At 31.9% G+C, this 18,532-nt stretch carries 20 protein-coding genes and 3 pseudogenes; 12 read left to right on the top strand and 11 right to left on the bottom strand.

All coding sequences use genetic code 11. The features are described from left to right. Positions 1–89: 89 nt before the first annotated feature. Complete coding sequence (locus tag AAHM86_RS02840; protein ID WP_342268228.1) at positions 90–1,184, bottom strand: hypothetical protein; 1,095 nt, start codon at positions 1,182–1,184, stop codon at positions 90–92. Positions 1,185–1,746: 562 nt separating this feature from the next. Here AAHM86_RS02840 and AAHM86_RS02835 point away from each other — a divergent pair. From AAHM86_RS02835 to AAHM86_RS02810, 6 genes are all read left to right on the top strand, one after another. After that, a complete protein-coding gene (locus AAHM86_RS02835) occupies positions 1,747–1,971 on the top strand; it encodes an AbrB/MazE/SpoVT family DNA-binding domain-containing protein (protein ID WP_342268227.1) in 225 nt (74 codons plus the stop codon). Continuing rightward, on the top strand, positions 1,946–2,290 hold the full coding sequence (locus tag AAHM86_RS02830; protein ID WP_342268226.1) for a type II toxin-antitoxin system PemK/MazF family toxin: 345 nt from the start codon (positions 1,946–1,948) through the stop codon (positions 2,288–2,290). The genes AAHM86_RS02835 and AAHM86_RS02830 overlap by 26 nt, the downstream gene beginning before the upstream one ends. A gap of 210 nt (positions 2,291–2,500) precedes the next feature. Beyond that, positions 2,501–2,719 carry a ribbon-helix-helix domain-containing protein gene (locus AAHM86_RS02825; protein WP_342268225.1) on the top strand — a complete coding sequence of 73 codons (219 nt, stop codon included), beginning with the start codon at positions 2,501–2,503 and terminating at the stop codon, positions 2,717–2,719. Continuing rightward, positions 2,703–2,972: a type II toxin-antitoxin system RelE/ParE family toxin gene (locus AAHM86_RS02820; RefSeq protein ID WP_342268224.1), complete on the top strand. Its 270-nt coding sequence runs from the start codon at positions 2,703–2,705 to the stop codon at positions 2,970–2,972. Before AAHM86_RS02825 ends, AAHM86_RS02820 begins: the two co-directional genes overlap by 17 nt. A 510-nt stretch (positions 2,973–3,482) precedes the next feature. Continuing rightward, complete coding sequence (locus AAHM86_RS02815; RefSeq protein ID WP_410521563.1) at positions 3,483–3,740, top strand: AbrB/MazE/SpoVT family DNA-binding domain-containing protein; 258 nt, start codon at positions 3,483–3,485, stop codon at positions 3,738–3,740. Then, the gene (locus tag AAHM86_RS02810) at positions 3,727–4,107 is read left to right on the top strand and encodes a type II toxin-antitoxin system VapC family toxin (RefSeq protein WP_342268223.1); all 381 of its coding nucleotides are present in this window, start codon (positions 3,727–3,729) and stop codon (positions 4,105–4,107) included. The genes AAHM86_RS02815 and AAHM86_RS02810 overlap by 14 nt, the downstream gene beginning before the upstream one ends. Positions 4,108–4,339: 232 nt before the next feature. Here AAHM86_RS02810 and AAHM86_RS02805 read toward each other — a convergent pair. The 4 genes and pseudogenes from AAHM86_RS02805 to AAHM86_RS02790 form a co-directional block, all read right to left on the bottom strand. Then, positions 4,340–5,105, bottom strand: a pseudogene (locus AAHM86_RS02805) (IS5 family transposase). A gap of 188 nt (positions 5,106–5,293) precedes the next feature. Then, on the bottom strand, positions 5,294–5,467 hold the full coding sequence (locus AAHM86_RS02800; RefSeq protein ID WP_342268222.1) for a hypothetical protein: 174 nt from the start codon (positions 5,465–5,467) through the stop codon (positions 5,294–5,296). 339 nt (positions 5,468–5,806) lie between these two features. Beyond that, positions 5,807–6,433: a superoxide dismutase gene (locus AAHM86_RS02795; protein WP_341747646.1), complete on the bottom strand. Its 627-nt coding sequence runs from the start codon at positions 6,431–6,433 to the stop codon at positions 5,807–5,809. 203 nt (positions 6,434–6,636) lie between these two features. Further along, positions 6,637–7,902, bottom strand: a complete 1,266-nt coding sequence (locus AAHM86_RS02790) for a hypothetical protein (protein ID WP_342268221.1) — start codon at positions 7,900–7,902, stop codon at positions 6,637–6,639. Positions 7,903–8,621: 719 nt separating this feature from the next. On the opposite strand from AAHM86_RS02790, the gene AAHM86_RS02785 reads away from it, so the two are divergent. Then, positions 8,622–8,945 (top strand): hypothetical protein, encoded by a 324-nt coding sequence (locus AAHM86_RS02785; protein ID WP_342268220.1) that lies wholly within the window; start codon positions 8,622–8,624, stop codon positions 8,943–8,945. A gap of 17 nt (positions 8,946–8,962) precedes the next feature. Here the strand turns inward: AAHM86_RS02785 and AAHM86_RS02780 are convergent. Beyond that, positions 8,963–9,142 (bottom strand): annotated as a pseudogene (locus AAHM86_RS02780) (IS5/IS1182 family transposase); the annotation flags it as partial. A gap of 161 nt (positions 9,143–9,303) precedes the next feature. Here AAHM86_RS02780 and AAHM86_RS02775 point away from each other — a divergent pair. Further along, positions 9,304–10,063 (top strand): annotated as a pseudogene (locus AAHM86_RS02775) (IS3 family transposase). A gap of 451 nt (positions 10,064–10,514) precedes the next feature. Then, positions 10,515–10,820, top strand: a complete 306-nt coding sequence (locus tag AAHM86_RS02770; RefSeq protein ID WP_341755193.1) for a hypothetical protein — start codon at positions 10,515–10,517, stop codon at positions 10,818–10,820. Positions 10,821–10,866: 46 nt separating this feature from the next. Here the strand turns inward: AAHM86_RS02770 and AAHM86_RS02765 are convergent, their stop codons facing one another. From AAHM86_RS02765 to AAHM86_RS02745, 5 genes are all read right to left on the bottom strand, one after another. Beyond that, positions 10,867–11,094 carry an HU family DNA-binding protein gene (locus tag AAHM86_RS02765; RefSeq protein WP_342268219.1) on the bottom strand — a complete coding sequence of 76 codons (228 nt, stop codon included), beginning with the start codon at positions 11,092–11,094 and terminating at the stop codon, positions 10,867–10,869. A gap of 3 nt (positions 11,095–11,097) precedes the next feature. Next, a complete protein-coding gene (gene sppA / locus AAHM86_RS02760; protein ID WP_342268218.1) occupies positions 11,098–12,012 on the bottom strand; it encodes a signal peptide peptidase SppA in 915 nt (304 codons plus the stop codon). A 98-nt stretch (positions 12,013–12,110) separates the two neighbouring features. Continuing rightward, on the bottom strand, positions 12,111–12,569 hold the full coding sequence (gene smpB, locus AAHM86_RS02755; RefSeq protein ID WP_342268217.1) for an SsrA-binding protein SmpB: 459 nt from the start codon (positions 12,567–12,569) through the stop codon (positions 12,111–12,113). After that, the gene (gene dapA / locus AAHM86_RS02750; RefSeq protein ID WP_341747639.1) at positions 12,556–13,452 is read right to left on the bottom strand and encodes a 4-hydroxy-tetrahydrodipicolinate synthase; all 897 of its coding nucleotides are present in this window, start codon (positions 13,450–13,452) and stop codon (positions 12,556–12,558) included. The genes smpB and dapA overlap by 14 nt, the downstream gene beginning before the upstream one ends. 25 nt (positions 13,453–13,477) lie before the next feature. Further along, on the bottom strand, positions 13,478–14,380 hold the full coding sequence (locus tag AAHM86_RS02745) for a branched-chain amino acid transaminase (protein ID WP_342268216.1): 903 nt from the start codon (positions 14,378–14,380) through the stop codon (positions 13,478–13,480). A gap of 53 nt (positions 14,381–14,433) precedes the next feature. On the opposite strand from AAHM86_RS02745, the gene AAHM86_RS02740 reads away from it, so the two are divergent. The 3 genes from AAHM86_RS02740 to AAHM86_RS02730 all read left to right on the top strand — a co-directional run bounded on the left by AAHM86_RS02740 (position 14,434) and on the right by AAHM86_RS02730 (position 18,476). Continuing rightward, the gene (locus tag AAHM86_RS02740; protein ID WP_342260065.1) at positions 14,434–15,114 is read left to right on the top strand and encodes a response regulator transcription factor; all 681 of its coding nucleotides are present in this window, start codon (positions 14,434–14,436) and stop codon (positions 15,112–15,114) included. Beyond that, complete coding sequence (locus AAHM86_RS02735; RefSeq protein ID WP_342268215.1) at positions 15,098–16,399, top strand: sensor histidine kinase; 1,302 nt, start codon at positions 15,098–15,100, stop codon at positions 16,397–16,399. Before AAHM86_RS02740 ends, AAHM86_RS02735 begins: the two co-directional genes overlap by 17 nt. 196 nt (positions 16,400–16,595) lie before the next feature. After that, positions 16,596–18,476: an LTA synthase family protein gene (locus AAHM86_RS02730; RefSeq protein ID WP_342268214.1), complete on the top strand. Its 1,881-nt coding sequence runs from the start codon at positions 16,596–16,598 to the stop codon at positions 18,474–18,476. Positions 18,477–18,532 lie beyond the last annotated feature (56 nt).

Raw genomic sequence — 18,532 nt, 5'->3', positions numbered from 1 at the left:
ATGCTTATAGTTAATATCTGTTAACTCTTTCTTGTTTTGTTCATAAGGAGTAATGTCTGTTTCCAAAAAGACACCTAGGTTGTTTCTAGTCATGTATCAAAATTATTATCTTGAATCACATCCCCTAGTAAATTTTTAAACCATTTATCGTCCGTGAACACCTCAGGTTTAGTAATTAACAGGTAATTGTAGTCTTCTCTACTCCACACTGCTTCAAAGGGTCCCACCTCTTTGTTTCTATATGCAACATAAACTTCTTTATCACCTATCTTTAAAACAGAATATTCAAACTTTTGAGTAATGTCTGGTTCTGGGGGATATTTTATACTATGATTTTCAGAACTAGACCATACCACAACCCTAATATTTACATCTCTATCATTTTGGTATGAATATATAAATTCTACCCTACCTGTTTTCTCCATTTCTGAAGTTTTAAAATAGTAAAAAACTGTATCAAGGTTATATTTATAACTGTCAGGTATGCTAATTTTTAATTTAGCCATAAAATCAGGCAAATTAGGATATGAAAAAGCTTTCTGATACTTTAGCTCTTTACTTGAAGAGGTTCTCCAAAAACTAAATGGTACATCAACTATATTTACACTACCTGAACCGGCATAGCTTAATTCTGCATAAGTTTTATCAAGTAACTGACTTTGTGCTTTTAAATCAGCGGGCTTTAAATATCTTGTTAGTTCCTGTAAATCAACATCTACTTCTTTACCAGCACTGTCTTTAATACAAATCTCAGTTGTAGTTCTATTTTGTATAACTGATAATGCTTGTTCATTTCTATAGTTCTTTCCTATCCAACCTACTTTACTATTAACTACAAAATGTAAAGGTTTTGGAATTAATGTATGGTCAAATATTATATTATTAGCCCAAAGAGATGGACAATCATAAGCAGGAGGAGCCCAGTCATAATTAAACTGTTTTACTTCAATAGTACTTTTTGTTAATTTATCATGTAGCTTAATTTTATAAGAACTCCTTGGATAATCTAGGCACATGTTTTCTTCTCTAAAACTGTCTTCTGTAATTTGATACCTATCAGGCAAATTATTAAAATAATAAACTATAAAATTTGCTTTTTGTAGTGCAAGTTTTATATGATTAGATATGCTATAATTTTTATACTTCATAAAATGTTCTTCGTTATCAATTGCTGTTCCTATCAAATTAATAAAGTACTACCTCTTAAATATAACATTTTTTTTGATTAAAGTATAATTTTTAGTTAAAGAAACTCATATTATTTTGGTCTAAAAAATAGAGTACTAAAGAAAACATAGACCGGTATTTGAGTTAAAGAAAAATTAAAGAGATGGCTAGAATGCTATCATGGTTACAGCTCTACTCTAGTGAAACTACAGGAAATAAGACATAGAATCCCATATTCACGCCATTTAATTAGAGAACTTACAAAAGTACCAAATATAGTTAAATACATTGAATAGGGTGACGAGTAATAAAGAGATAGTTGTATATTGAATTTTGCACATAAAAGAATTAACTAGTTCACTATCTAGTTTTACAGTAAATATAATTTCAACAATATCTTTGCTAAACCTTATACTATAAAGATTTACAAAGTATCGTAAGCAAGCAAACTTTAATTTGCATACTGCATATAACAAAATTCTCCAAATGTTTGCTATAACTACAGTTAAAAATTATCATTGTACAAATTCTCTAGAAGTGTTAGTATTACGTATACAGTATACTTATTTTTGTAGATATATGTTAGCATCAAAAGTTACAGAGAAATATCAAGCAACTATTCCTTATGAGGTACGAAATTTCCTACATTTAAAGAAAGGAGATAGAGTAAAGTTTAAAATCGAAGGAGATAAGGTAATGGTACAGAAGTTGCCTTATACTGATTACGAGTATCTAGATTCTTTATCTAAATCTCTTCCTGAATGGTTGTCACCAGAAGATGACGAAGCATATAATGATTTATAATAAATTTGACGTAATAAAAGTTTCTTTTCCTTTTACTGATAAAGCAGCGGTCAAGAAGAGACCAGCTTTAGTAATATCAACAAGCGAATATCAAATAAATTATAATCACTGTATACTAGCTATGATCACAAGTGCTAAACAGACAAGTTGGCAAGATGATATAACAATTGCAAATCTTAAGATTGCTGGTCTTCCTTCACCATCTAAAATTAGGCTTAAAATTTTCTCTTTGGATTGTGATCTTATAATAGGAAAATTAGGTTATTTGGCAAATGAAGATAGAGAGTCTGTTTTTATTAAGTTAAAAAAGTACTTGTAGCTTTAGGTGCTGTGAATTCATACTAGAATTTCTTTAACAATATCATCTAGCTTTTCTTTAATTAATACTGAGCGGCTAGGTAAGGTGTTTTTCATAAGCATTTTTTTTAATAGTAATCATAAATGCAAATTTCAATTTGGAACGATTAATTTGACTTTACAAGAAGTATATACTATATTCAATAGTATATAATGTATCAAAAGTATACCTATGCATACAATCACATCAAAGATACCAGATGATCTTTATAATAGACTAGACCAACTTGGCAAAATTATAGATAGAAAGAAAAGTTATCTTATCAGAAAAGCAGTCGAAGGCTTTTTGGAAGAAAGGGAAGATTATTTTATAGCTTTAAACAGATTAGAGCAAAAAAATCCTAGAATATCTTTAGAGCAGTTGGAAGATAATAATGACTTGGAAAGTTGAATTTGATCTCAAGGCTGTTAAAGAATTTAGAAAGCTAGATAAAATATCGCAAGGGTTAATCAGTAATTATTTTAAAAATAAGGTACTAAGATGTAGCCATCCTAAAGATTTAGGCAAGTCAATGCAATATGATTATGTTGGATTATGGAGATATAGAATAGGAAAGTATAGAGTGATTTGTAGCATAGAAGAAGAGCTATCAATAGTGCTTGTTTTAAGAGTAGCAATAAGGGATGAGGTTTATACTCAATGACCACAAGGAATATTTATAAAAAACCAAAACTGCAATCAGAAAAAAAGAAAAGAGAACTAGGATTATCAAAACTTTCCGATATTTTTGAAAGTCAGCTTTCTTTTGATAATATGAGATTCAAGAAAAAGTAAAATTTCTTGCTTTTTCTTATTTCTTGAATCGCAAATATAATTTCAACAAAGTCTTTGCTAAACCTTATATTATAAAGATTTACAAAGTATCGTAAGCAAGCAAACTTTAGTTTGCATACTGCGTATAACTAAATTTCTACGAATGTTAGTTATAACTTAATTTTCAAATTCAGAAATTATAAAAATGGATGGGTTAATATAGAACTATAAAAGTAGAAAGATTTTACGAAAAAAAATTGAAAGAAAAAATTACTTTTCTTTCAGGATGATTCAAAAAATTATAGAAATAAATTTTTAAGATTTTTTATATATTGACAAACTAAAGTAAGTTATGTTAACTTACTTTAGATACATTTTATTTATTTAAGTGTTTATATTTATGAGTGCGAGGGCAATTTTATCTTCAAAAGGTCAATTAGTAATTCCTAAGACATTAAGAACAAAGTTAGGGTTACATTCTGGCTCAGAACTACTAATTAATATAAAAAACAATGATAGCTTAGAAATTTTTTCTGTAAAGAAAAGTATTACCAGCTTTTTTGGTATGGGTAAAAGTAAATCTCAAGAGGAATCGATGTCTATTGAAGACATAGATGATGCAATTAGTAAAGCGATAGCTGAAAATGATAGGAGTTGACACCAATGTACTAGTTAGAGCTTACTTACAGGATGATCAGGAGCAGGCAAAAGAAGCTCAAGAGTTTCTTTTAAAATTTACTCAGGAAAACTCATTGTTTATTTCTTCTTACGCTATTTTAGAATTTGCATGGGTTTTGAAAGTAAAAGGATTCTCTAGGGATGAGATATATCAAGCAATAATAACACTAACTGATTCAACAGGTATCGTTATAGGTCAAAGGGAAGTAGTACTAGAAGCTCTAGAAAAGTACGTAACTGGCAAAGCTGATTTTGGAGATTATATGATTTTAGTAGAAGGTGAAAAAAACAAAAGTCACAAAATAAAAACCTTTGATAAAAAGCTTCAAAAAGAATTAAGTTATTAGAATCATATTAACTGACTTTCAAAATTCAATGTGGCTCGCTTTAATTGACCGCGAAAAATATCTAGCTCAAATTATGAGATTCAAGAAAAAGTAAATTTTCTTGCTTTTTCTTATTTTTTGAATCGCAAATATAATTTCAACAAAGTCTTTGCTAAACCTTATACTATAAAGATTTACAAAGTATCGTAAGCAAGCAAAATTTAGTTTGCATACTGCATTCTAGGGTATATCGTCACGAGATTTTAGCCCACATTAGTAATCCCCTTAGACAAAGGCCTGCCATGTATGATTTTGTATTTTTAGCATATCTTGTTGCTATACCACGCCATTCTTTAAATTTTTAAAATGTATTTTCAATAATGTGCCTTAACTTATATAAATCCTTATCTATCTCTCTTTGAATCTTTCTGTTTCTTTTTGATGGTATTACAGGAATTATATTTGCTTGTTCAGCAAATTCTACGATGCTATTTGTGTCATAAGCTTTATCTGCTATAAGGTACTCTGCCTCTATATTTTGGGTTAATTCACAAGCTTGAGTACAATCGTTTCTGGAACCTTCTGTAACAATAATTCTGACCGGCATACCATGTGTGCATCCACGGCCATATGTATCTTTGTATTGAGCCCCCTTTTGTACGGCTAATCGTTTGATTCCCGCCTTTTGCCCCAAGTCCTGCTTTATGAACTTTTACAAATGTTGAATCTATCATTAACCATTCGAAATCAGGAGCATTTATAAAAATATTTAGTACATGCTCCCATACTCCATTATCGCACCATCTACAGAATCTTCTGTGTACATTCTTCCAATTCCTATAATCAGGTGGCAAATCTCTCCAAGGAGCTCCTGTCCTAAATATCCACATTACTGCATTTACAAAGGTTCTATTATCTTTTGCAACCCCTCCCCAACAACCTTCCCTGCCAGGCAAATGCCTTTGTATCTTATTCCAAAGTTCATCATTTATATCATGTCTTCTATGTGCTAGCCCCATAACTATTATCCCTATTACTATAATTAGTATAACCAACTTCACAAATTATTCAACTATAATCTCGTGACGATATGCCCTAGGATCGATAGGTATATCTTGCTGTATATCACGAGATAAACTTTTAAAGTAATGTTCTAAATTTAGGTCTGCTTCATTAAATTTAGGTATTTTTAATTGTAATAGTTCATTTATCTGTTGTTCCTAAATAGTGGCGATTTTTCCTCAACGATTTGATTTAATTTTGCCATCAAGACCATCTTAATTTCTACAGGCTTTATATATAGTAGGTTTTGTAAAGACTCTTCAACTCTATCTTTTATATTTTTAGCTTCATCTTCTGAGCAACTTGCTTTTTTATTCATAGAGTTACAGAATGTTAATCTATCTGGTAGTTCTATTTTATGTTTTTGGGCTACTTTAATAACCTTTAATACGCCTACGGTACCGTAATAGTTTGGATCATAATTGTCGCAGAGTTCTTTCTCTTCTTCTTTATGTCTAATGAATCTTGTACTTCTCTTAGTGCTGTTTTAAGATATCTCTTATCATGCTTTTCTAGTTCGCTGTAGTGTTGTGAATCTGCATAGGAACAAAGGTCTTGATATTCCTTTACATTTACTAATGATTTTTCTATATCAGTATGCTTTCTTTTCATAACTAATTACCTTAATTATTGATTGTATTTTTTCTAAAATTAAGTTTCAAAGATGGCTTTCAGCAAATTGCCAATTAATCATATGTTCTATATAAACTGAGACATAGTCCGGACGCTTATTGCGATAATCTATATAGTAGGCATGCTCCCAAACATCACAGGTAAGCAAAGGTTTCATAGATTTAGTAATAGGAGTTTCACCATTACTAGTTTTTACTATTTGTAATTTCCCATTATTAGAGACTAACCACGCCCAACCGCTACCAAATTGGCTTACTGCTGCTTGCTTAAATTCAGTAGCAAAATTCTCATAACTACCAAAATCTTTATTTATCTGTTCCAATATCTTACCAGTAGGCTTCCCTCCACCTGAAGGCTTAATAGAATGCCAAAAGAAAGTATGATTCCATATTTGTGCTGCATTATTAAATATGGCTGCTTCAGTTGGTTTTATGCTTGTAGAAATTATTAATTCTTCCAAACTTTTTTTCTGCAATTCCTGATTATCTTGTAAAAAATTATTCAGGTTAGTTACATATGTTTGGTGGTGTTTCCCATGATGGTAGTCAAAAGTTTCAGGGGAAAAATGCGGAACAAAATCACTTTTACCATAAGGTAATTCCGGTAAGACAAAAGGATAAGATGTTTGGTTAGATTGTTTGCAATATATCATAATTTCCTCAATTTTAGTATAAAATACTTACTTTTTTATTAAGCACTCTCGTTGTCATTCCAATTTTGGATTAATAAAATTAATCCGAAATTGAGGTTTAGTATATCATAACTATATAACTTTTGCAGGCTATTTTTTGAATTCCCACTTTTAGCTAGGAATGACATCGAAGACTATTGAGCTGGATTGCACTGTTTTGTCGGTTACCTAGTATGTGTATCTGTTTTTTGTTTAAGCTTTACCCCCAAATTTAGTGTAGGTGCTTCTGTTTCTTTTTGAGGAGAAGTAGCTGCTTTCCTCAACCCTGCTAGTGCATTTGTGATATCTGCTGAGCCGACAACAAACCCCGGTCTCTTTTGCTCAGTCTGCGGCTTGGTTGTTGGAGATACTTCTACAGCTGTTTCTAATTTTCTAATATTAGGTAGCGAGTTTGTACTAGGCGAAGAAAGTGGAGGAGGTGGTGGTGGTGGAATTTCTCCAAGCTTAGATTGAGCCTTAGGAGGAGATAGTATCTTTTCAGCTGCTGCCTTCTTTTCCGCCTCTTCCTTTAGTGCTGCTGCTATCCTTGAAGCCTCTATCTCCTCTTGTCTTTTTTGGCGTGCTTCTTCTTCTCTTCGCAGCCTTTCAAATTCAGCAGCGTCTTTAGCATATGTTGGAGATACCTTCTTATCGTCTTGTCCCTCAACAAATCCTCGACGTACTGCCAACTTTTTCTGCAACTCATTCATAAAGGGATCATCTGCTTGGTCTGCAGGTAATTCATTTAATGTTCGGTCTTCTACTTTGTTTAACTTAAAGTTACCTTTTGTTATAGCCGCCAACAAATCAGCTTGAGATATCTGTTGCAGCACTACATTAGAATGAAGAGGTGAAGGCGGAGGAGGTGGTGGCGGTGGTGGCGTAACTGGATCGTTAGGAGGAGTAACTGTTGCCTGCACTGAGATAGTAAAGTGTGCAGTTTCATGTACTACTACCGGTGCTGTGGTAGCCGTCATTATATGAGGTTTCTGCTGAGTTTCTACCAAAGATGGGGGCAAAACCCCGGTTTCTTTTACTGGAATGCTTGTAGATATTTGTTCTTGCACAGGGGAAATAGCCTTATAGTAACTTTTTATAAGTCCAAGCTCTTTAATAAAATCTGATTCTACTTGTTTTAACTCTTCTTTATGTTGTTTACTAAATGGAAATTTTAAAAACTTAATAAGAGAACGAGTCCATTCCCTTGCTTTAATAACAATGGGGGAACGATTTTTACTGTTTTCAACCTTTTTGGTTAACGCTTCTATATTTTTCTGTAAGTTACTTCCATCCGCAACATTTATCGTACTAGTTATAATCTCAGCAACATCTTCTAAATTTTTCTTATCAGGAGAAGATAGTGGTAAGCTAACATAGGCTGCAATTGCAGCCTCAGCTAGCTTATTCACAGATTCATTGGCAAACCTTAAGTTTTCTTTACCACTTATCATACAACTACTCCTACTTAATTAATATTTCTTAAGTATACAATATAACGTTATTAATTTAACGAAGTCAAGGACTCTAAGCAAAAAAACACAAATTGCGATGTAATAAATTATCAGTATAATTCCCTTAGGGCTGAAGCATTGATTCCCTTTCGATGTCACCCCCCTGCTAGCCACAACTGTTGAAAGTTAAAAATCGTCTATTAGCGAAGTGCTGTTGTAAGGCTTAAACCGTCATTGCGAGGAGTCGCTGCAAGCACGACTTATCTTCGGTGTACCAAGAGTACGAGTCACTGTAGAAGTGAGGAGTGGTGCTGTACTTAACATGGTGGTAGGTCCACCGGAATCGGCTGGTATGAGCAGATATTAAACTACCTTAAGCTGCTGTATTCTAAGGAATATGGTGGTGAGTGTTAAGGAAAAGGCTGGAAACAGTCAGGTATGACCTATGGAGGTGAACGAAAGTGAATCACTGTATTTAAGTATAGAGAGAGTCTTCTTTTTGTCAAAATTATGGGTTTCGAAGAGCTTATAAAATCAGGTAACTAGCTGTCATACAATAGCCGAGTTACTGGTAAACGGTACATAGGTGGCACAAACATAGGTTAGGGTTAGGTATGGAACTTGTATGCTTACACGGCAATAGCCGGTGGTAAGGTAGATAAGAATAACCCGACACAAGTAGGAAGAGCGTGGCAAGCAACTTGGCATTCAGCTTATCCATGCCTATTCCCCAGAGGCGAGAGGGTAGGTCAGAGAGGATGTTTGGCTCTCTTCAGAAGCGGTTACCACAAGAATTCAGAGTAGCTGGTATTAGAACGATTAGAGAGGCAAATTGTTATCTTAAGGAAGTTTTTGTTCTAGAATATAATGAGCAGTTTTGCGTGACCCCAGAGCTTAAGGAGAGTGCGTTTATCCCCTATACTGGAAGGGATTTACAAGATATATTATCGATTCAAGAGGAAAGAGTAGTAGCAAAAGATAATACTGTTTCCTATAACAAAAAACTCTTGCAAATCCCAAGTAATGACCAGAGGTATCATTAGACCTCTTTCGAAACTGGTTAACGTAATTCAAAATTATAAATGCCAGAGATCAAATTAAATCTAAGACCGAATCTTTTACGTCTATTTCAATATTTGTCAGCAATAATTTTGAACCGTTTTAGCATACCAATAACTTTTTCATTCAGAGCTCTTTCTTCTGCTAACCTACGATTATTCTTTTTATCATTAGACCTTATATCTTAAAAATGTGTTATAAGTAATTAAATAGGGTGACTTGAATAGACCTTGACTAAAATAGTCGCTAAGAGAATATAATGGACTGAAGAAAATGGACAAAAAAATAGAGTTAAAAGTTTCCTAATTAAGATAAAATAATAAGAAAAAATTAGGAGAAAAAATGACAAAAGAAAAAGTAAGAGTTTTTAGTGCTGAAGAAAAAACTAGGATAGTATTAGAAGTGCTGAAAGAAGAGAGTCCATTATCAGTGATAGCATCAAAATATGAGATAAACTCCAAGACAATTAGTAATTGGAAAAAACAATTTATATCAAATGCAGCATTGGCTTTTGAACCAGCAAAACTGGTAAGTAAATATCAGGAACAAATTAATATGCTGAAAGAACAAAATGATGAATTAGCGAAAACTCTTGGAAAAACAATAGTAGAGAGAGATTGGGCTGTGGGAAAGCTACAAAGCTTGGACTTATCAAATAGAAAAGAACTTGTCGATTATAGATTGGCATAGTAGAGCTGTGTTGAGTTATAAATTGTCAAATAGTATGGACGTAAGTTTGGTAACTGAAGTATTGCGGGATGCACTTAACAAATATCCTGCACCGCAGATATTTAATAGTGATTAGGGCAGTCAATATACTAGTCATGAACACATTGAAATTTTACAAGAGCATAACATTAAAGTTTCGATGAATGGTAAAGGAAGAAGTATTGATAATATAATTATGGAGAGATTTTTCCGAACTTTAAAATATAATTGTATATTTATTAATGATTTTAAAGATGTTAAAGAGCTAAAGAGTGGTATTGATGATTACATTAATCACTATAATTATAGAAGATTCCATTCAAGTATTGGTTACAAAAAGCCTATGAATGCCTATCTAAATTCTATACAAAATTATGAACAAATTGCAGCTTGAAAAATGCAAAAATGGGAAACAACATTATTATTTTTTTTGTCTTGATTTTTCAGTCCAGTATCAACTTCTAACGAAGTTTCCCACAATTCCACAACCACAACCATCTAAATTTTAAAAAATATTTTTTAAGAATTTAAAAAAAAAGATTCACAATAAAACGGACAATTACCTTGTTACAAAACCCGGACATTTTAGAATGTTATTGACACATTTTCTACTTACATCTAGACCTATTATTTTATTCATGATATAATCTCCTTCTTCTTATTGTGCAAGGCTACTGTATTTCAAGCACCTTCTGCAATTTGTTCAAAGCAAACCTTGTAAGAGGGTACTTATTCTGTGAACGACTATTTCTGTCTAGAACCTATCAAGTCACCCTCTTATAACTACTTATAACATGTTTTTAAGATATAAGAGCCTAATTTGAGTAAGTAAAAAGTCAAAAAATATGCCAAATCCAATAACTTACACAATAGAAAACTTAAGCGATGCACGAGAGTTCTTATCCAAATTCCATGAGCCGGTTATTTTAACTAACAAAAGTGGTAGCACGAGATATTACGGTATGCTAGTGTGGGATTATATTTTTAAAAAACTAATTGAAGAATTTCCCCAAATCGTAAAAATTATTGTTAATGTAGGAAACGATCACGCAGCTTTATTTACCGCTATCAAACTTAATTACCAAAATATAGTTTATACTGGTAAATCAGCAGAGGCTAGGAAGTTGGCTTTGGCTAATAGTATAACATGAGAACGCGAATTCGGGATAAGAATTATTCCCTCCCTTTTCCAAAAGCCTAGCGATGTCCACGATAATAGATAGTTTTATATGACTGCTCACTATTGGGAAATTTCCGCTCCCTAATCGAGAAGCTACCGAAGCCTCTAATTTCAATACGATTTTGCTCAGCGAGGCTAAACTGTAAATAATCAAATACCAAATCTATAGAATCTTTTATATCTTCCTTAGAAAGATAATTAAGTTCCTTAGATATTTTATCCACTAAATCAGACTTTCTTGCCATAAATTAAAAAATTGCTTTTATTCCTTGAAATTTATTTTTAAAAAAATTTGGTAAAACACTATCAAAATCCTCCATAATAATTTCAAGAAATTTTGATTTCGGTTTTATTTTAAATTCTTTTACCTTCAAATCTTTATCAATTTTTTTGACTTCCTGTAACCATTTAATCGCATCATCCTCAGAACCCACAGCATCAACAAGTTTTAGTTTCAAAGCTTGGCGACCAGAATATATCCGACCATCAGCTATTTTTTTAACTTCTTCAATTGCTAATCCCCTTCTTAAAGCAACGAGTTCAATAAAATAATCATAAGTATCCTGTACATTAGACATTATAGCTTGACGAACAGCTTCTGTAACTTTCTCAGTAGGATTAGGAGCAGCTTTTAATTCCCCAGATTTAAAATTATTGAAGGTAATACCTAGTGTCTTTGCTAAATCTGTTACTTCTAGAGTTTGGAAAATCACACCAATTGAACCAGTAATCGTTCCATTATGACTAATTATGTAATCCCCTCCTAATGATATCAAATATCCTCCACTCGCTGCCAATGTGCCCATAACAATCACTACCGGTTTTTTTGCTGATATTTTTCTGAGTATATTGTAAATTTTCTCTGATCCAACCACAGTCCCACCAGGAGAATTAACATTAACAATTAGAGCATTAATCTTATCATCATCAATGATTTTCTCCAATCTTTTATCACGTTTTGTATCCTCAAAAATTATATCTTCTATTGAAACTACAGCTATATAGTTACTATTAGTAGTTACATATTCAGAACTTGGCAAATTAAATTTCTTAATCATCACAACAATTAAAACTATAAACATTAAAATTGTTGCTAACTTCCACAGCCTTAATTTTAATTTATTTTGTTTTCTTTCAATTATGTAGTCAGGAGTTATTGTCATTAACTTTACCTATTTGTTTATATGGAAGTATAATGGGTGCTTTAGGCTCTAAGAAGTTAAGGTGCTGTGAGGTTGGTCGCATAAAAATTATTTTTATCCTACTTCGCACGCATAATCCGCCCCTGATCCCTCTTCCAATCTTGTTCTTTAATTGTCTGTCTCTTATCATGTAATTTTTTACCTTTTGCTATGCCTAACTCAACTTTTACTTTATTTTTTTTATTGAAATATAAAGAAAGAGCAACAAGAGTGTAGCCTTTTAGGCGAATTTTACCAATTATTTTCTTTATTTCACTAGAATTAAGAAGCAACTTACGAGTCCTTCTAGTCGAATGATTAAATCTGTTAGCTTTGTCATATTCCGCAATATGGCAATTATATAAAAACACTTCATTTGCCGAATTTTCGGCATGACTATCTTCTATACTAGCTTTTCCTTGACGCAGCGATTTAACTTCGCTCCCGGTTAATATTATGCCAGCTTCAATTTTTTCTTCAATAAAGTAATTGAAATATGCTTTTTTATTTTGTGCTATTATTTTCTTATATTCCGACATAGTCCATAGCTTTATTTACTTTTTCCTCAGTAACTTTCAACGCTGAAGTTAAAGGAAGCCTTAACTCGTTAGAACATAACCCTAATCTGCACGCTGCATATTTCACTGGTATTGGGTTTGTTTCTGCAAATAATGCTTTATATAAGGGTAGTAACTGCTGCTCTATTCGCAGAGCTTCTTTATAATTACCAGCATGACAATTATCCTGTAATTTCTTGCACAAACTAGGTGCTATATTAGAGGCAACAGAAACGCACCCTACTCCTGATTGAGCATTATAAGATAACGCTAATCCATCATTACCACACAATAAGTTAAAATCTTTGCTTACAGCAGCCTTAATTCTCAAAGGACGTTCTAAATCATTACCTGCATCTTTAAAAGCTACAATACGTGGTAGTTTACTGAGCCTAACTATCGTGTCATCTGAAAAGTCAACCACAGTTCTACTAGGTACTGAATACAGCATTATGGGCAAATTACTTGCCCTATCTATAGAAGCATTATGTATAGCTTCAAAATGTAAATAAATTCCTTCTTGCATGGGTTTTACGTAAGAAGGAATACTACACATAAGCCCATCAACAGGAATTTTTGTACATATTTTTATCATATCTATGGCTATACTGGTAGTGATAGCGGAACAACCTGCTATTATTTGGGTACGGTTTTTAGTAATTTCTACAGCTATTTCTAACAAAGATTGATATTCCTGTAAACTTAAGCTAGGGCCTTCACCAGTAGAACCAGCAATCACTACTCCATCAACTTTATTATCAATTTGATAGTTAAGTATTTTCTCCAAAGAAACAAAATCTAATTTATTATCCTTAAACGGGGTTATAATAGCTGTAATAAGCCCTTTAAATATATTATTGTTCATCGCATCAGTTCCATTATATCACTATTTATTTACGCACTAAGCTATTATATTCTTTTTTTAACAAATTAGTAATTTTACTATCTTCAAAGATAATATTTTGATCACCACGGTTAATCGATTTAATCCCCTTAACTTCTGCAGCTGTACCAGTCATAAAACATTCTTTAAATTCCCCTAGCCTATCTATAGTTATGTACTCTTCTATAACCTTGATATTTAAATCATTAGCAAGTTTAATAATTGTTTGACGCGTTATACCATTTAAGAAACTATCAGCTATCGGGGTGAATAATTGCTCATCTTTAACAAAAAAGATATTTGACGTGCTGCATTCAGCAACATACCCCCGCCAATCTAATAAAATTGCATCATCATAACCCACAAATTTAGCTTCTTTCTGGCATACTATCATCATATTGTAATGCCCTGACGATTTACACTGCGGCGGCAACGAGTTTGGATGGCATTTCCGCCAACGAGCAATATGGACATTTAAATCACTGGAAGATATAGGAGTTGATGGAACAGCAGCAATTAATAAATTAACCGATAAATTTACATTAGTTAGATTAAGAGATTCACTACCATACCAAATTAAAGGACGAACATACGCATCTTTAATATTATTCTTTGTTATAAGTAACTGGTGAGCTGTTATAATATCTTCAAAACTATACGGTACCTCTATACTTAAACTTTTTGCCGACTCTATCAAACGTTGGGTATGTTCTTCTAATTTAAAGATTTTGCCATTATAGGCTTTTTCTCCTTCAAAAACTCCACCAGAATAATGTAAACTATAAGTAAGAGCGTGTATCTTAGCCTCCTGCCAATCAATAAATCTACCATTAATCCAGATATAACCTGATAGTTGATTAAGATTCTTAAACGGCTTTTCAGTTAATGTATTTTCTTGTATTATTGTCATTGTCAATGTTCCACTATTAAACTATAGTAATTCTTATCACCGAAAATTTATTTATGCAAAGCTCAAAACCCCACATTCTTGTAGTCGATGATGATACTCGAATACAAAAACTTTTAAAACAGTTTTTGTATAAAAACAACTTTTTAGTATCAACAGCAGCTTCTGTCCAAGAAGCTGAGGAACTATTAAAATCCTCTATTTATGACTTAATTATTCTAGACGTTATGTTGCCGAATGTTACAGGGCTTGATTTTGCCCATACTATAAGATCAAGTAAAAACCTTATACCAATTGTTATGCTAACTGCACTATCACAACCAAGTGATCGTATCAAGGGATTAGAATCTGGTGCATCTGATTATCTGACCAAACCTTTCGAACCGAAAGAATTATTACTCAGGATTAATAACCTATTAAATAGCTATAATAATTATAAAAAACAAGATGAAATCAAGCGATTTGGCAATAATTATTATAATTTAGAATCAAAGGAATTTATAAAAAATAATCAACCTGTACAATTGAGTTCTACAGAACAAAAATTGCTAGAAGTATTATTAAAACACAATGGACAAGAAATGAAACGTGATGAGTTGTCAAAAATAATGGGAGGGCTTAGCCCTCGCTCTATCGACGTACAAATTGTCAGAATAAGAAGTAAGATTGAAGATGACCCTAAAGAACCAAAATATCTAAAAACCATACGGAATAGCGGTTATGCTATTTATACATAAACTTATACCACAAACTTTACTGGCTAGATTTGTTCTCATTATTATTGTTCCAACATTAATAGGACAAATTCTAGCAGTGTTTTTGTTCTATGATCGTCACTGGTATAATGTTTCTTATTATACTAGCAATATTATTGCTAATGAAATTATTTCCCTTCTTGAACAAGACGACAATAATCTATTAGAAAAAAACACAACAGAGACAAATTATTTAAATTTGTCGTATCAGTTTCATCAAAAATTAAACTTGCCACGCAAACAACCTAGAATTAGTGAAGAATTAGAGATTTTTAAAAATATTATTAACGTAAAAATTAATAAGAAAAATATAGTACAGATTAATGATGTAGGAAGAATTGAAGTATTATTCCAATTGACTGATGGTTTACTAAAAATCACTTTCCCTGCAAAATTATTGATGAATCCAACGGCTTATATTTTTGTTTTATGGTTAATCTTTTTAACTATTTTATTACTTTCTGTTTCTTTGATCTTCTCTAAAAATCAAATTAAGTCCATTTTAACTCTTGCAGATGCTGCTGATCAATTCGGACAAGGAATTACAAGATTACAAACATTTAAACCTTCTGGTGCAAAAGAAATTAAAAAGGCTGGTATTGCTTTTCTTAAAATGAAAGAACGAATTGAAAAACAAATCACTACAAGAACTAGAATGTTAGCTATGATTTCACATGATTTATGTACTCCTTTAACTAGAATGAAATTACAACTGGAGTTAATGAACAAATCTGAAGAAACAGAAGGTCTTAAGGAAGATATACTGACCATGCAACAAATGATAAAATCATACCTTGACTTTGCTAAGGGTGAAAATGGTGAAGAAGCTCAAATAATTGAGTTATCTTCTTGGATGTCTACTATCATAAATAAATGGCCTGTTGCCAATATTGAGTTGCTTGCAACAGAGCAGATAACAGCACAAATCAAGCCTATCAACTTTGAACGTGCAATATCTAACGTAATAAGTAATGCTATAAAATATTCTACAAAAATAAGAATTACTGTATATTCTAGTTCTACTAATGCCATAATAAAAATTGAAGATAATGGTATTGGCATAAAGGATGCAGAGAAATTATTAGTGTTTAAAGCATTTTATCGTTCAGATAAGTCACGCCCACTTAATAATTCAGGTAATGTTGGACTTGGTCTTGCTATTACTAAAGAAATAATCATTGATCATAATGGAACAATATCCTTGCAGGATAGTAAAATTTTAAGTGGTTTATTGGTTGAAATTTCGCTACCTAACCTCAAGTTTTGATGTAAGACATCAGTTTAATAGCCTAGGGTGTCAATCCCTACGTAGGCAGCTTACTATTACCCATAAGTTTTTCTTGACATTTATGGTAATAGGAAGACTAATAGCTAGGGAGATAAGTTAAAATCGTCCCTTTAAAGGAAAGAAATAAACCGTCATATATGGACTTCGTCAATATATGACGTTAATTTAGATATATATGATAAAAACACTGCTTCATTTTCCTATTGTTAGAATTTACCTAATATTTCAGTTTATTACTCGTATTCTATTAAGCTCATATGCTTTATGGCAACAACAAATAACCATATATGATCTAGTGTCAATTTTTGTTATTATTACATTTAATGATCTAATATCTCTTTGTTATTTTTTACCAGTAATTTCGCTTGTTATCATTGGCTTCTACAAGTTATTGGCTCGGTATAAATTTTTGTATGTAAGCTGCTCTTTTATCGCTTATTTTTGTACTATTGCTTTACTAATATTTATTGCCATTGCCGAGATTATCTTTTGGGATGAGTTCGGTGTTAGATTTAATTTTATTGCTGTAGATTATCTAATTTATACCCATGAAATCATTGGTACTGTAAAGGAATCTTTGCCCTATATAGAAATATTACTAGGCATTATAATTATTACACTATTAATTGTTTTTTTCTTGAGAAAATACATAATTAATCAAGCAAGTACTCTAAATGGCAAGAAACATATTTTTTGTGTGATAATGCTATTTTTGCTTAGCCTAGTTGCTTTTAATTTCTATAACCCTAATAAAATTGCTTTTAATTCTAATAAATATGCTATCGAACTTGCTAAAAACGGTCCATATGAGTTTTTCTCTGCCTATTTTAATAATAGCTTAGATTATAATAAATTTTATCCAGTAATTGATAAAAACCAGGCTTTAAATATCGTTCGCAGCAATTTATCGAAAGATCAACAAATATACTCAAATACTACCACTATAGAACGAAATATCAGGACAAGTTCTTTTAACAGTAATAAATATAATATTGTTTTTATTACCGTCGAGAGCCTGAGTAGCGAATTCATGGGTAAATTTGGCAATCAACAAAATATTACGCCAAATTTGGATAAATTAGCTGAACAAAGCATATTTTTTACCAATCTATATGCAGTAGGAACTAGAACAGTACGAGGTTTAGAAGCTATTACTTTATCAGTACCGCCAACTCCTGGCTCTTCTATTATCCGTCGTCCTGATAATCAGTCATTATTTAATATAGCTACTATTTTTAAGAATCAAGGCTATGCTATTAACTTCCTATTCGGTGGCTATAGTTACTTTGATAATTTACAAAATTATTTTCATGGTAATGGCTATAATATAGTTGATCAAGGCAATCTAAAATCCAACGAAATAAGTTTTTCTAATATTTGGGGAGTAGCTGATGAGGATATACTAATAAGATCACTGGAGTTAGCTGATCAAAATTATAAGGAAGGCAAAGCCTTTTTCTCATTAATTATGACTGTCTCTAACCATCGTCCTTATACTTTCCCCGAAGGTAGGATTGATTTGCCATCTGGTGGTGGACGTAGTGCAGCTGTTAAATACACTGACTATGCTATTGGTAAGTTTCTTGAATTAGCTAAAACTCACCCTTGGTTTGATAATACTATCTTTGTTATTACGGCTGATCATTGTGCATCAAGTGCTGGTAAAACTGATTTACCGGTTAATAAATATCACATACCTCTATTAATATATGCTCCCAATATATTAAAACCACAGATAGTTGATAATTTAGCCAGTCAAATTGATATTGCTCCTACTATTTTGGGATTATTAAATTTTTCGTATAATAGTAAGTTTTTTGGTCAAGATATATTAAACATGCCAGCAAACAGAGCTTTTATCAGCACTTATCAATTGCTTGGCTTCATGAAGGATAATCACTTAGTTATCTTACGACCACAGGAACAAGCAAAAACTTATAAATTAATTGCTGAAGATAAAATAGAGGTTGAGAATATTCCTAGTTTAGTGGAAGAAGCTATTAGTTTTTATCAGGTAGCTTCTGATTTATATATTCAGGGTGAAATGAGGGAATAGATTTCTTGAATTATATCTAATAGTAGCTTATTTTAAGTAAAAATCTACTATTAGAT

The sequence above is a fragment of the Candidatus Tisiphia endosymbiont of Empis tessellata genome, from assembly GCF_964031035.1.
Lineage (GTDB): Bacteria > Pseudomonadota > Alphaproteobacteria > Rickettsiales > Rickettsiaceae > Tisiphia.
Note: the sequence above shows the minus strand (reverse complement) of the source record. Positions and strands in the feature narration are given on the sequence as shown.

What these genes read in the sequence shown, in the direction of transcription:
- AAHM86_RS02835 (WP_342268227.1), top strand. Translation starts at nt 1,747, where the DNA reads ATGTTAGCATCAAAAGTTACAGAGAAATATCAAGCAACTATTCCTTAT.
- AAHM86_RS02830 (WP_342268226.1), top strand. Translation starts at nt 1,946, where the DNA reads ATGACGAAGCATATAATGATTTATAATAAATTTGACGTAATAAAAGTT.
- AAHM86_RS02825 (WP_342268225.1), top strand. Translation starts at nt 2,501, where the DNA reads ATGCATACAATCACATCAAAGATACCAGATGATCTTTATAATAGACTA.
- AAHM86_RS02820 (WP_342268224.1), top strand. Translation starts at nt 2,703, where the DNA reads ATGACTTGGAAAGTTGAATTTGATCTCAAGGCTGTTAAAGAATTTAGA.
- AAHM86_RS02815 (WP_410521563.1), top strand. Translation starts at nt 3,483, where the DNA reads ATGAGTGCGAGGGCAATTTTATCTTCAAAAGGTCAATTAGTAATTCCT.
- AAHM86_RS02810 (WP_342268223.1), top strand. Translation starts at nt 3,727, where the DNA reads ATGATAGGAGTTGACACCAATGTACTAGTTAGAGCTTACTTACAGGAT.
- AAHM86_RS02800 (WP_342268222.1), bottom strand. Translation starts at nt 5,467, where the DNA reads ATGAATAAAAAAGCAAGTTGCTCAGAAGATGAAGCTAAAAATATAAAA.
- AAHM86_RS02795 (WP_341747646.1), bottom strand. Translation starts at nt 6,433, where the DNA reads ATGATATATTGCAAACAATCTAACCAAACATCTTATCCTTTTGTCTTA.
- AAHM86_RS02790 (WP_342268221.1), bottom strand. Translation starts at nt 7,902, where the DNA reads ATGATAAGTGGTAAAGAAAACTTAAGGTTTGCCAATGAATCTGTGAAT.
- AAHM86_RS02785 (WP_342268220.1), top strand. Translation starts at nt 8,622, where the DNA reads ATGCCTATTCCCCAGAGGCGAGAGGGTAGGTCAGAGAGGATGTTTGGC.
- AAHM86_RS02770 (WP_341755193.1), top strand. Translation starts at nt 10,515, where the DNA reads ATGCCAAATCCAATAACTTACACAATAGAAAACTTAAGCGATGCACGA.
- AAHM86_RS02765 (WP_342268219.1), bottom strand. Translation starts at nt 11,094, where the DNA reads ATGGCAAGAAAGTCTGATTTAGTGGATAAAATATCTAAGGAACTTAAT.
- sppA (WP_342268218.1), bottom strand. Translation starts at nt 12,012, where the DNA reads ATGACAATAACTCCTGACTACATAATTGAAAGAAAACAAAATAAATTA.
- smpB (WP_342268217.1), bottom strand. Translation starts at nt 12,569, where the DNA reads ATGTCGGAATATAAGAAAATAATAGCACAAAATAAAAAAGCATATTTC.
- dapA (WP_341747639.1), bottom strand. Translation starts at nt 13,452, where the DNA reads ATGAACAATAATATATTTAAAGGGCTTATTACAGCTATTATAACCCCG.
- AAHM86_RS02745 (WP_342268216.1), bottom strand. Translation starts at nt 14,380, where the DNA reads ATGACAATAATACAAGAAAATACATTAACTGAAAAGCCGTTTAAGAAT.
- AAHM86_RS02740 (WP_342260065.1), top strand. Translation starts at nt 14,434, where the DNA reads ATGCAAAGCTCAAAACCCCACATTCTTGTAGTCGATGATGATACTCGA.
- AAHM86_RS02735 (WP_342268215.1), top strand. Translation starts at nt 15,098, where the DNA reads ATGCTATTTATACATAAACTTATACCACAAACTTTACTGGCTAGATTT.
- AAHM86_RS02730 (WP_342268214.1), top strand. Translation starts at nt 16,596, where the DNA reads ATGATAAAAACACTGCTTCATTTTCCTATTGTTAGAATTTACCTAATA.